The sequence below is a fragment of the Desulfurispirillum indicum S5 genome, from assembly GCF_000177635.2.
In the GTDB taxonomy this organism is placed as follows: Bacteria; Chrysiogenota; Chrysiogenetes; order Chrysiogenales; family Chrysiogenaceae; genus Desulfurispirillum; species Desulfurispirillum indicum.
In genome coordinates this window covers 2191537-2203253 of sequence record NC_014836.1, presented here as the reverse complement: position 1 = coordinate 2203253, position 11717 = coordinate 2191537, and the positions used below count along the sequence as shown (strand labels likewise).

General features: G+C 56.6%; 11 protein-coding genes and 2 pseudogenes. 5 read left to right on the top strand and 8 right to left on the bottom strand.

The window, feature by feature from the left end:
• Positions 1–181: 181 nt before the first annotated feature.
• Complete coding sequence (gene mgtE / locus SELIN_RS10330) at positions 182–1573, top strand: magnesium transporter (protein WP_013506610.1); 1392 nt, start codon at positions 182–184, stop codon at positions 1571–1573.
• Positions 1574–1690: 117 nt separating this feature from the next.
• Here mgtE and SELIN_RS10325 read toward each other — a convergent pair whose 3' ends face one another.
• The 5 genes from SELIN_RS10325 to SELIN_RS10305 all read right to left on the bottom strand — a co-directional run bounded on the left by SELIN_RS10325 (position 1691) and on the right by SELIN_RS10305 (position 5720).
• The gene (locus SELIN_RS10325) at positions 1691–2122 is read right to left on the bottom strand and encodes a hydrogenase maturation protease (protein ID WP_013506609.1); all 432 of its coding nucleotides are present in this window, start codon (positions 2120–2122) and stop codon (positions 1691–1693) included.
• Complete coding sequence (locus SELIN_RS10320; RefSeq protein WP_013506608.1) at positions 2122–3552, bottom strand: Ni/Fe hydrogenase subunit alpha; 1431 nt, start codon at positions 3550–3552, stop codon at positions 2122–2124. Before SELIN_RS10320 ends, SELIN_RS10325 begins: the two co-directional genes overlap by 1 nt.
• 167 nt (positions 3553–3719) lie before the next feature.
• Positions 3720–4274 (bottom strand): class I SAM-dependent methyltransferase, encoded by a 555-nt coding sequence (locus SELIN_RS10315; protein ID WP_013506607.1) that lies wholly within the window; start codon positions 4272–4274, stop codon positions 3720–3722.
• A gap of 20 nt (positions 4275–4294) precedes the next feature.
• Entirely contained in the window at positions 4295–5035 is a 741-nt protein-coding gene (locus tag SELIN_RS10310) for an SDR family oxidoreductase (protein ID WP_013506606.1), read from the bottom strand.
• Between the two features lie 58 nt (positions 5036–5093).
• Positions 5094–5720, bottom strand: a complete 627-nt coding sequence (locus tag SELIN_RS10305; RefSeq protein WP_013506605.1) for a Crp/Fnr family transcriptional regulator — start codon at positions 5718–5720, stop codon at positions 5094–5096.
• 232 nt (positions 5721–5952) lie between these two features.
• Between SELIN_RS10305 and SELIN_RS14165 the strand changes: the two genes are divergently transcribed.
• Complete coding sequence (locus SELIN_RS14165) at positions 5953–7554, top strand: diguanylate cyclase (protein ID WP_013506604.1); 1602 nt, start codon at positions 5953–5955, stop codon at positions 7552–7554.
• A 3-nt stretch (positions 7555–7557) separates the two neighbouring features.
• On the opposite strand, the gene SELIN_RS10295 is transcribed toward SELIN_RS14165, so the two are convergent.
• Positions 7558–8082, bottom strand: coding sequence for a lipocalin family protein (locus tag SELIN_RS10295; protein ID WP_013506603.1), 525 nt, complete (start codon positions 8080–8082; stop codon positions 7558–7560).
• A 102-nt stretch (positions 8083–8184) separates the two neighbouring features.
• Positions 8185–8811, bottom strand: a complete 627-nt coding sequence (locus tag SELIN_RS10290; protein ID WP_013506602.1) for a class I SAM-dependent methyltransferase — start codon at positions 8809–8811, stop codon at positions 8185–8187.
• Between the two features lie 361 nt (positions 8812–9172).
• Between SELIN_RS10290 and SELIN_RS15540 the strand changes: the two are divergent.
• From SELIN_RS15540 to SELIN_RS15535, 3 genes and pseudogenes are all read left to right on the top strand, one after another.
• A pseudogene (locus tag SELIN_RS15540) lies at positions 9173–9298 on the top strand (type II toxin-antitoxin system prevent-host-death family antitoxin); the annotation flags it as partial.
• Positions 9299–9452: 154 nt separating this feature from the next.
• Positions 9453–10290 (top strand): IS5 family transposase gene (locus tag SELIN_RS14775; protein WP_156788060.1). Its coding sequence is split into 2 segments (ribosomal slippage): positions 9453–9857 and positions 9859–10290, totalling 837 coding nucleotides; the frame shifts between segments, so codons are not numbered across the junction.
• Positions 10291–10462: 172 nt separating this feature from the next.
• Positions 10463–10602 (top strand): annotated as a pseudogene (locus tag SELIN_RS15535) (type II toxin-antitoxin system prevent-host-death family antitoxin); the annotation flags it as partial.
• A 39-nt stretch (positions 10603–10641) separates the two neighbouring features.
• Here SELIN_RS15535 and SELIN_RS10275 read toward each other — a convergent pair.
• Positions 10642–11643, bottom strand: a complete 1002-nt coding sequence (locus SELIN_RS10275; protein WP_013506600.1) for a hypothetical protein — start codon at positions 11641–11643, stop codon at positions 10642–10644.
• Between the last annotated feature and the right edge of the window lie 74 nt (positions 11644–11717).

Sequence of the window (11717 nt, the reverse complement as noted above, 5' to 3'; positions counted from 1 at the left end):
TAGCAGTTCCAACCCGCCGTTGCGAAGCTCCATGAGCTTTCGCGACCAGTCGATGAACCTCCCCGGCCACAGCTGCCGCGGTGGTGTGTGCCGTGCACGGGGTATTTCCAACCAGCCCCGAAGGTAAGGGCGTGCGCCGCCTGCAGCGGATTGTTGCCGGGCAACAACCGTGGAGGCGCCCATGCACAAAGAAACGCTCTACCTCACCTTTCTCGAACTCTTCCAGAATCAGTTTTCCCCTGAAGATGAAAAAAGCATTCTCGCGCTTGTGGAAAAGCACCACGCCGCTGACCTTGCCAGCGTGATGGATCAGCTTGAGCCTGACCAGGCTGCCCATGTGCTGCGGTGCATGCAGACCGTGAAGCAGGCGGAAGTCTTCGGCTACCTCAGTGCCAGTGTCCAGCAGACGCTGGTGGATCAGCTGGACATTCACCAGATTACCCGCATCATCAGCGCCATGGATGCCGACGACCGGGCCGACTTCTACAACAACCTGGACAGCGAGCACCAGCAGGCCATTCTCCCCGGCCTGGCCCAGGCGGAACGCGAAGATATCCGCAAACTCTCCTCCTATGCTGAGGGGACGGTCGGCGCCATCATGACCTCCGATTACGCGGCACTTCCCCTGAACCTGACTGCCGCGCAATGTATCGAGCGCCTGCGCCATGAAGCACCAGACAAGGAGACCATCTACCACGCCTTTGTCATTGACGGCGAGCGACGCCTGCTGGGGGTGGTGTCACTGAAGGATCTGATCCTGAGCAAGCCCGGAACCCCGGTGGCCGCGCTCATGAATACGGACGTTATCTCCATCAACGCCCGTGACCCCCAAAGCGAAGCTGCCCGCAAGATCGCCAAGTACGATCTGCTGGCCCTGCCCGTCATTAATGGCGACGACAAGCTGGCCGGGATCGTCACCCACGACGACGCCATGGACGTGGCCGAAGCCGAAGCCACCGAGGATATCCACCGCATGGGGGGTGTTTCCCACAAATCTCCTGGACTCAGCAATGTGAACATGCTGGAGGCCAGCACCTGGCTGATCGTGCAGAAACGCATCCCCTGGCTGCTGGTGCTGGTGTTTATGAACATCTTTTCCGGTGCGGGAATTGCCTATTTTGAGGATACCATCGAGGCCGTGGTGGCCCTGGTCTTCTTCCTGCCGCTGCTCATCGACAGCGGTGGCAACGCGGGCAGCCAGTCCTCCACCCTGATGATCCGCGCCCTGGCCACTGGCCGCGCCCATATGAAAGACTGGTTCCGGCTGCTGGGCAAAGAGGTTGGTGTGGCTCTGGTGCTGGGCGTGGGCATGGCTGTGGCTGTATCAGCAATCGGTATCTTCCGCGCAGGCCCTGAAGTGGCCGCCGTTGTCGCCATGACCATGGTATGTACCGTGCTCTTCGGCTCCCTGGTGGGCATGTCCCTGCCCTTCATTCTGAGCAGACTGAAGATGGACCCCGCCACTGCCAGCGCTCCGCTGATTACCTCCATTGCCGACATCGGGGGCGTATTGATTTACTTCTCCATCGCCACCTGGTTCCTGCGGGACATGATTGTGGCAGCTGGCGGATAGGAGCGCGCCATGATGGTCATGCAAACCGCTGGAAAAGCTGACCGTCGATTACGTCTGGATCCGTCAGTATGTGCTGCGGGTTGGGACGCCCATCTCACCTAAAGGCATCGCACGCTGTTAAAACGACTCCCGAAAGAGCCGTATCATGTCTTCCAGAGCGCTTTGGCACTTGGCACTCAGCCCCTCGCCCATTCCCATGTCAAAGGCGGGAATACGCGCCAGCCAGGCTGGCGGAGGCGCAGCGCCCAGCTGACAGGCCAGGGACAGGATCTCCTGGGGGCTCATATGGTGGCTGAAGGAGCCGGGTGAAGCCGAGGCGGCTGCCAGGGGTTCCAGGCGCGGAGTGGCGGTGTCCAGTGCGGCATCGGCAAAGATGATGGCCTCTGCGCCGGGTGTTGCCACCAGAACGGCCAGCTCGGGGGTGAGCTGGTGGCTGCGCTCAATGCGCAGCTCATGGGCGGGGTAGTGCTCTTCCAGGCGCTGTGCCAGTTCCAGCGCCGCGCCATCGTCGCGGCGCAGCGGATTTCCCCAGGCCACCAGCAGCTTCATCAGCGCTGCACATGCTGCAGGAGCCTGCCCTGGCTGTCCAGCAGCTCCACATCCAGGGGCATGCTGCCTGTGGCGTGGGTGGAACAGGAGAGGCAGGGGTCGTAGGCGCGAATACCGTGCTCAATGCGGTTGAGCAGACCCTCTGTGATCTCCTGGCCCCGCAGCTCCGCCTGGGCGATCTGCAGGACGGTGCGGTTCATGGCCCGGTTGTTCTGCCCCGTGGCGATAATCAGGTTCACATGGGTCAGCAGGCCGTTTTCATCCACCTTGTAGTGGTGGAAGAGGGTGCCGCGGGGGGCTTCGGTGACGCCGATGCCCTCTTCGTGGTTGACACTGGCATGGCTGCGCACGTGCTCCTCGCCGAGGACGGGATTCTCCAGCGCCTGCTGGATGGACTCCAGGGCGTGAAGGATCTCGATCAGGCGGGCCTGGTGGTAGAGAAAGCTCTGCAGAACCGGCCGGCCACCTTTGCCCCACTGGCGGAAACGGCGCAGTTCCCGGTCTGCCAGGGGCGTGCTGGCAAAGTCGGCCACATTCAGCCGTGCCAGGGGCCCCACCCGGTACATGCCCCGATCCTGTTCATAGCCAGCCGGTTTATAGTAGGGAAATTTCAGGTAGGTCCAGACCTCTTCCCCTTCACCGATCAGGGGCAGGAAACGCGCCGGGTCGCACTCCTCAACGTTTTTACCACTGCTGTCAATCAGTCGCAGGTTGCCGTCGTAGTGCTCCAGGGCGCCATTCTCACCCACCATTCCCAGAAACATGCTGTCAAAATTACCATAGGCTGCCGCTTCGCGCCCGTGCCGTTCCAGTACTTTATTGCCAAGTTCCAGAGCGCGGGTGGCAATCAGCAGGGCTTCCGGCAGATCCCGGGCGATGGTGTCCCGTCCGCTGGAGGAGAGAGGCTCGCGTACTCCGCCGGGAATCGCCCAGGCTGGGTGAACACTGCGATCTCCCAGCAGGCGGATAAGCTCCTGCCCGAACTGACGCAGGCGAATGCCGTCGCGGGCCAGGTCGGTATGACTTTCCATCAGACCGAAGATATTGCGCGTGGCTGGATCACTCTCCATTCCCAGCAGCAGGTCGGGGCCACTGAGGTGAAAAAAGCTCAGGGCGTGGCTCTGGACAATCTGGGCCCAGTTCATCAGGCGACGCAGCAGCTTCGCCGCTGGCGGTATGCGCACCCCCAGAATGGCATCCCCCGCCTTGGCCGAAGCCAGGGTGTGGCTGACGGGACAGATGCCGCAGATACGGGCCGTGATGCCGGGCATCTCCTGGAAACTGCGCCCGATGCAGAACTTTTCAAAGCCGCGAAATTCGGTGACATGGAAGCGGGCATCGGCCACTGCCCCGGCATCATCAAGCTGCAGGGTGATCTTGGCGTGACCCTCAATGCGGGTGACGGGTTCAATGGTGATGGTTCTGCGCATGGTGCCTCCGCTCGAATGGGTGACGTGCGGTTAAGGAAAAACGGCTTTTCACAGCCTCCTGAAATGCCTCAAACAAGCAATCTGTTAAAGTCTTTTTTGGCAGAGCTCTTGCGTGGGCTCTGTTGTTGGGTGAAAGAGTAGCATAGCTTACCAAAAAAGAAAAAACACTACTTCTGCAGCAAAGCGGTTTTGCTGAACCGCACTGCCGGTTGCGCAATCATGGTCAGTCCGGTTTCCTGTGCTTTGCGGAGGGTTTCGGCGAATGCGGTTTTGCTGACATGTATGGGCGGTTCCACGAGAAAAAGAAGGCCCTGAGGCTTGAGCAGAGTGCACAGATCGCGCAAAAGCAGCGTCTGGTCTGCGGCTTCGTGAACCATATAGAAGGCCAGAATGAAATCCACAGGTTCGGTGAGCCCTGTGGTTGTTTCGCGGCACTGGTGGAAAACAATGCGGCTTTCCAGGGCAGTTCCCCTGACCTTATGCCGCAGCTTCTCCAGCATGGCAGGCTGAATGTCGCAGGCGATGACCCGGCCGCGATCGCCAACCATGTCTGCCAGGTCAGTGGTAAAAAAACCGGGACCGCAGCCGATGTCAAGGACGGTCATTCCTTCCCGGACATAGGGAGACAGCATCCTGCGGGGATTCTGCAGCAAACGGCGGAAACGGTTATCGAGACTCCCAGCCCGCTGTGCCGGACAGACCCTGGGGGGTGCGCTTTCCATGGAAACTCCTTCTTGCTTTTTTAAATACGGTTTATCAGTGATATGCCCTTGCGGGGGAACAGAAATGCCAGTTGACGCGCGAGCCGGGCCTTCCCGATAGAAATTTCTTCAGTTCCCCTGGTGAGCTCCTTCAGACAGAGGCTGGCGGCTTGCGCTGCATCCATGGCTCGAACCGTTCCGGGCAGCTGCCCCTTGTGGAAAGGGGTATTCACCAGGGGCAGTATAACCTCGTGAACGCGTATTGGTGTAGCGCGCAGTGACCAGCGCAGGCTCTGGGTGTAGGAGTGAAGTGCCGCCTTGGCAGCGCAGTAGAAGGGATATGAGGCTTTGGGGAGGAAAATCAGCCCGGTGGTGATGTTGACGATAGTTGCCGCACCCTGGCTGCGAAAGTGTGGCAGGAAATTTTCACAGAGGAGCACAGGGGCAAGAACATTCAGTTCAAAGTCGGAATACAGCGCGTCTTCGACCCCACACCGCTTTTGCGGATCAATGACCTGTCGCCCGCCAGCGTTGTTGATCAGGACACTTGTCTGGGGGAAGTCGGAAAGAACGCGGTCAACCAGGGTGTTCCGCTGTGCTGCCACGCTCAGGTCAGCCGATATGGTGACAATTTCCGGCAACGCTTTTTTTGCCTGAGCGAGCTTATCCGCGTTGCGACCACAGATGATCACCGTGTTCTCGTCTTTGAGTAAACGGGCGAGCTCAAAGCCGATACCTTCACTGCCACCGGTAAGCAGAATGGTTTTTCCAGAGATTTTCATCGGGAGCCTCCATGGGAGAGTTTGACCCGAAGAATAACGCTGAGGAGATACGGGGACATTATCCCTTGTTAATTTCGGTGTAACCCATGCGTCTGCGGATGCGCGAAAGGCTGACTTCGGTGATGCCGATATAGGAAGCTATGTGATAGTTGGGGATGCGGCTGGCAATATCCGCATATTCCTGCAGGAATTTTTGGTAACGCTCCTGCGCAGAGAGCAGCAGAAAATCCGCTTCCCGACGCTCCTTTTTCAGCGCCAGCTGCTCCAGCAGGTGTCTTACCAGCTCCCCCCATTCCGGGTGCAGACGGCAGAGCTCCTGCAGATCCTGATACTCCAGGAACAGGCACTGGCAGGGCTCAAGCGCCTGAATAAAAAATGGGGATGGTTCACCCGCTACCAGGGAACTGATACAGCTCAGCACCTGCCCTTCTTTGGCAAAAGATTTATTGAACTCCTCTCCTGAGGGTGTCAGATAATAGTAACGCGCAAAGCCCTGCAGGAGAAAACCAACGGTGCAGACGCGCTTCCCGGCCTCGATAACATGCTCACCAGCAGCAAAGCGGCGTGCCGAAAACCGCGCCTCGGCAGCCTTCCAGGCGGACGATGAAAAGCGGATCCGCTGCGCGAGCAGGGAGTGCAGATGTTCAAGCAACTCAGAGACGCTTCCAGCAGGAGTATGCTTCATGTCACCACCACCGTGTTTTCGGGAAATGTCGATTCAGAAGGAGATATGGAATGTTTCCTGTCTCGTGTCAAGGGCCAGGGCCTTCAACCATGCCCCATGAAAGATTTGGGATGGCGCTGTGGTTTTGTAATGTCGCAGATGGAGATTTTCTGTAGTCTCCTAATGGATTGCTACCAGGATTCCGATAGGATACACTGTATCCATCGTGACCATCGTGTTTACAGGAGGATTTGTGAGCCTGCGACAGAAAATTCTGCTCTTGAGCTTCATGGCGATAACCGGCATGTTTCTTACCATTTGGCTGCAATACGGTAACTTTATCATTCAGACCCGCGCTGTGGAGCGGGTCAGCGCGAACGTCCAGACTGTCAGCGCTCTTTCAGGAGCCGTGCACGAACTGCAAAAAGAGCGAGGGCAGGCTGTCACAGGGCAATACCAGAATCTGGATCGCCAATTTCGCCACACAGATGCCGCCCTCGACACCCTGGAGAAGACACCAGTGCCGCTGCCCGGTTTTCGTGAACGACTTGACGCGGTTCGGCACAGCACGCTGCAGCAGTCAGCGGGCTTCGCTGACATACGGCTGGAGTACACACAGCTTCTGCGCCAGCTGCTGGACGCCATGGATACCCTCACCCATGAACCACGCCTGACCATTGCCGCCAGTGACATCGATGCCCATCGTCATCTGATTGAAGCCAAGGAGTATCTTGGTCAGATCCGCGCCACCCTGGGACAGATTCTGGAAAGCGAACAGCCGGAACCCGTTGCGTTGCGCACGCTGTTCAGCCTGAAGGGGCTCTATGATGAGCAGGTGCGACGGCTGAGAGGCAAAGCGTCTGCCGAGCTCTCCCATGCCTTTGAGGACAAGTGCCGTGACCAGGCCAATGAGCGCATGTTTCAGGCTCTGGAGCATATCATGGCCCATGGAGTTGTCCCCACATCCCTGACCACCATGGGCTGGTGGACCACTTCGTCAATGGTTATCAATAACATGAAGTCCCTGGAAGAGCTCTCCCTGGAAATCATCAGACAGCACACCCATGAAGAACTCAGTCAGCTGCAGTCGTCAATGCATGTGGGAATGGCAGTTGTGTCTGTTGCCGCCCTCGCGGTGCTGTTTCTGACGATATCCGCCACCACCAGTCTTTTACGGGCACTGAGTGCCGTCTTGTCCAGTATTGACCGCATTGTGCGTAACCAGGACTTCAGCAGCCGCATACCCACCCGTGGGCCGAATGAAATTACCCATATTGCCACCACCTTCAACACCCTGCTTTCCCTGGCGGAGGCCCTGATACAGGAGAAAGAAACCCTGGCGATTACCGATCCCCTTACGGGCATCTCCAACCGGTTGCAGTTCACTCGGGTGCTGGATGACGAAGCCGCCAGAAAGCGACGCAACTCCACCCCCATGGCGCTGATCATGTTCGACATAGACCACTTTAAGCGAGTCAATGACACCTGGGGTCACAACACCGGGGATGCCGTACTGAAGGAAATTGCCAGGATTGTCAGCGCGGGGATTCGCGCAAGTGACGTCTTTGCCCGCTGGGGTGGCGAAGAATTCGTATTGCTGCTCAGGGATAATGACTGCAAAGCTGCCAGGATCGTTGCGGAAAAACTGCGGCAGCAGATAGAATGGCATCCGTTTCCCATCATAGGGAATCTGACCTGCAGCTTCGGCGTGACCGCGTGGCAGCCCGATGACGATGAAGCCGGGTTTCTGGCCCGTGCCGACAAGGCCCTGTACGCCTCGAAAGCCGCCGGGCGCAACCAGGTCTCCTGTGAAAAACATGGACGCCTGGATTGCAGCAGCGACGGGCTTTGCTGAAGGCTACTCTTGCCGCCCGTGCCCTACAAAAATAAGGTTGTCCGTATCAAACCCGCGAGCCCTTGCCGCCGACAGGAACTTCTCCATCATTTCCTGTTCCACGGTTGGCGTGCGCGACAGGAACCAGAGATACCCGGTGTTGGGACCAGAGATAAAGGCGTACTGGTAGTTCTCGTGATCCAGCTCGAAAATCACATAGGAACCGTAAAAGGGGCCAAAGAAGGAAACCTTCAGGAAACCCTCCGAATCACTGTTCACAAAATAGGCTTTGCCCACAGCTTCTTTCCACTGGTTTTTCGACTCCGAGAACCCGCGATTGAGCACCTGTATACCTCCATCGTCCCGCAGACGGTACTCAGCCGTAACCCCGCTTAAGCCCCGTTCGAACGAATGATCCAGACGCGCGATCTCGTACCAGGTTCCCAGATAGCGCTCCAGCTCAAAATCCGTAACAGGCTGGACAGCTTTCGGCATCCCCAGACACCCTTTGAGCAGAAGAGCACTGAAAAGCAGTAACAGTTTTTTCATATGAGATTCTCCATTCGCGATGCCTACAGGTATTCTCGCTGCCGCATTCAGTGAAGTTCTGCAGAATAACCGGCAGGGTGAATAAGCTGCCGGGTGACTCTTTTACGGGAGGACCTGCTTTATGGCGGCAAACAGGAAGAGTGGATAGGCACGCTTTTCTCCGTTCGCACCCTTTTTGACTATTTCGTGATAGCGCTCAGCGCTGTGAACGCGAAAGCCGCTTTCAGCTGCGATTTCGGACAGCTCCTCAGTATCAAATCCATTGTGACCACTGAATGATGACATGTGCTTGTGGAATGAACCGTCTTCCTTGGCCAGATCGGCAATAATCAGGAAGCCTTCCGGCTCGAGGGCCTGGTAGGCCTCAGTAAAAAATGCTTTCACATCGGCCATGTGATGCAGAACCATCAGCGTGGTGATCGCTGAATGGCGCGAAACCACATCGGTCAGGCTGTCCCCGTGGCAGGTTTCGACATTGGTTATACCCTGTTCGGTGATCTTCTCGCGGGCCACCCGCAGCATTTCCGGCGAGGAATCGACCAGGAGAACGCTGGCGAAGGAATCCTTCAGCTGCAGGCCGAGCAGGCCGGTGCCACTGCCAAAATCCACCAGGCTGTTGCGATTGACGAAGGGGAGTTCCCGGATTCTTTCCGCTGTTACCCTTGCCCGCTCAACTTTTGCGGGGTCATGATCCCATTTGCTGGCGGCAGCGTCAAAGTGACTGCTCATAATGCCCTCCCTGCAGCGCCACTGGCGCATTGTGATGATGAAGCAGGGTAAGGTATCTGGCGACAAATGACCAGTTCCGTTTTCTGTGGCCCGTACCCAAGCAGGAGGTCGAGGTGAAAACCAGGGATGTTGACCGCGAATGAACGCGAATGGAAAGACAGAGTCTCACGCCCGTTCGCAGTGTTCACTCAAGGCGCAAAGCCGCAAGGGGGCAAAGGGAGATTGCCTGTTCAGGGGAAATTTCTATGGGAAAACGCGTAGCGAAACGGCAAGCCACATTTTAATTGAATTGCGACGAAAAAGCGTACTTTCATGAAAGGCGCTGCCAATCGCTGAATATTTCCGAGCAATAAATCCGCACATCGACAGGAGAGCATGCCATGCCGTAGTGACTGCCAGTGAAGCCCGTGCCAATCTGTATCGACTTATTGATGAGGCCACACACTCCCACCGGCCTATAACCATCACCGGGAAAAGGAATAATGCAGGTAATTATTCAGGGTTTCGAATGGGAGAAAGGCAATTTCTCTCGCAGAGCACGCGGAGAACGCAGAGTAAGAGCTTGTCCATAAATAATTATTGACCATTATGATAGTTTGCTATAGAATGATTCAGTGAGAGATCATTCATGGCGGTGATTTATGTCTAAAGTGCAATCATGGGAAGTCTCAGATGCTTTCTGGCAAAGAGTTGAGCCTTTGCTGCCAATCCATCAAAGAGATCTTGACAAGGTCTACAAGCGCAAGCCTGGTGGTGGGCGCAAGCGACTTAACCCCAGGAAGGCGTTTTCCGGCATTGTCTATGTTCTGCGCACCGGTTGTCAGTGGAAAGCGATACCCAAGGAGCAGTTTGGTTGCGCAAGTGCCGTGCACAAGTACTTCATTGAGTGGAGTAAGGCCGGTGTATTCGAAGCTATTTGGCGTCAAGGGCTGGCTGAGTATGACGAGATGGAGGGAATTGCCTGGGAGTGGCAAAGCATAGATGGCGGAATGTACAAAGCACCAATGGCTCTTGAAACCGTAGGGAAGAACCCGACGGATCGGGGAAAAAAACGGGAGCAAGCGTCATGTCCTGGTGGACGGTCGTGGCGTCCCGTTGTCCATCGTCGTAACCGGAGCGAACCGGCATGATGTGAGCCAGCTTGAAGCTGTTCTTGATGGCGTAGTCTTCGAGAAGCCTGCAGAGCAGGAGCAGCATCTTTGCGCAGATTGTGGCTACAAGGGAAAGCAGGCGCTCAGCAGCATTCTTCAGCGCGGATACATACCCCATGTAAAGCAGCGAAAAGAAGAGATCGAGGACAAGAAGCGTGACCCATCAAAGAAGGCGAGGCGCTGGATAGTGGAAGCATCTATTTCCTGGTTCAACCGTTTCAGGAAGATTCATGTGCGCTTTGAGAAGCTTGAGGTCACTCACTACGGGTTGACGTGTCTTGCGGCAGCCATAATCACATACAGGAAAATCGGCGTAATTTATGGATAAGTTCTAAAGCAGCTACAAATTTGTTTCTTCTTCCCTCCGCGCCCTCTGCGCCTCGAGTGAGCGCAGCGAACGGGCGAGAGATATGGTTTTCTCTTGACTACTTTTCTTGGAGGGCTTTGTGGACTTTGGGTGAGACCCTCTTTTTCTGTTATGTTCACCGTGAATAGTTACTAAAGCAATTCTTACTGCCGAAGAAAACAGGAATTCCATTCAGGAAAGCCTGTACCTGCTCTCCATTCCCGGTATGCGGAATCCATCCGCGAAGACATGCAGACCCCGGTGGAAGAGTGCAGCGAGGGATTGGACTGGTGAATTGGAAGGTGGCCTTAAATCCAATTGGGTAGAATTCTTCTACGACGCCCTGTCGGCGCAGAACAACCGTTTGGCTGTGCCACTGCCCCGCACATAGTGCAGCCCCCGCTCCCTGGCCGCATCGCGCAGACAGTGGTAGGCTCCCATGAAGGTGGGGAAACTGCCGCCTTCACCCCGCATCTGCTTGGCAAAGCGCTCACTGTCTATGCCCATGCGCACCAGAATCGGCGGCGCGTCCTCATCCATGGCGCAGGCCTTGTCAGCCCGCACATTGCGCGCCGTCCAATCCACCAGCTCCATATAATCCACAGTGGTAAAGGGTAGCAGAGCGTCATCAGTCCCACTGTCGTTAAAGCCCAGTAAAGGCGGACACTGAGCCGCCGCCTCTTCCCCTAAAACCTCTCCCCAGGCTCGTATGCGCGCCTGGATGGAAGAGAAGTCGGAATGCTCCGGTGAATCCGCAATCCCCGCCCGAATGGCATTCAGATCCACATAGGCCATGCACGTCAGCAGACCGTATTCATCCAGCAGCGCCTGGGTGCGAAATCGCCCCTCCCAGAAACGCCCCTTGCAATTATCCTCTTTGTTGGCCTGCCGGGCAATCCACTCATTGAGACTGCGCATAAACCAGGAAATATCATACAGACGCGGGCGAATATCCCGAATCAAAGCCGCCAGCATCTGCTCCTGCACAGCACTGAGCTTCTGCCCCGCCAGAAACATCTTGATCAGCGGATTGCCGGAAAAGAGCACATTCCAGCGCCCAAGCACCTCATAATCAGACATCGCCTCCACCCGCTCCCGGTCAACCCGCAGCACCAGATGATAGTGGTTGCTCATCAGAGCGTAGGCGCAGATATCAATAGCAAAGACCTCAGTCAGCACCCCTAGCCGATCCAGAATCCACTGCTTGCGGTGGTCGAAACTCTGCCCCGTTACCGAGTCAACACCACACAGAAAGGCCCGCCGCACACAACGACTGACGCAGTGATAGTAGGGCGTGGAATCCAGGGCAATAATCTGACTTCTGGCAATGGTCATGTGGCACCTCCTGCTGGGAGTTTGGTGTTTGAGTGTATCGAATATATGGCGGAATCATCAAGTGCAAAGTGGGT

Coding starts and splice junctions, on each gene's coding strand:
- SELIN_RS10295 (WP_013506603.1), bottom strand. CDS start 8,082: ATGAAAAAACTGTTACTGCTTTTCAGTGCTCTTCTGCTCAAAGGGTGT.
- SELIN_RS10315 (WP_013506607.1), bottom strand. CDS start 4,274: ATGGAAAGCGCACCCCCCAGGGTCTGTCCGGCACAGCGGGCTGGGAGT.
- mgtE (WP_013506610.1), top strand. CDS start 182: ATGCACAAAGAAACGCTCTACCTCACCTTTCTCGAACTCTTCCAGAAT.
- SELIN_RS10325 (WP_013506609.1), bottom strand. CDS start 2,122: ATGAAGCTGCTGGTGGCCTGGGGAAATCCGCTGCGCCGCGACGATGGC.
- SELIN_RS10310 (WP_013506606.1), bottom strand. CDS start 5,035: ATGAAAATCTCTGGAAAAACCATTCTGCTTACCGGTGGCAGTGAAGGT.
- SELIN_RS10290 (WP_013506602.1), bottom strand. CDS start 8,811: ATGAGCAGTCACTTTGACGCTGCCGCCAGCAAATGGGATCATGACCCC.
- SELIN_RS10275 (WP_013506600.1), bottom strand. CDS start 11,643: ATGACCATTGCCAGAAGTCAGATTATTGCCCTGGATTCCACGCCCTAC.
- SELIN_RS10305 (WP_013506605.1), bottom strand. CDS start 5,720: ATGAAGCATACTCCTGCTGGAAGCGTCTCTGAGTTGCTTGAACATCTG.
- SELIN_RS10320 (WP_013506608.1), bottom strand. CDS start 3,552: ATGCGCAGAACCATCACCATTGAACCCGTCACCCGCATTGAGGGTCAC.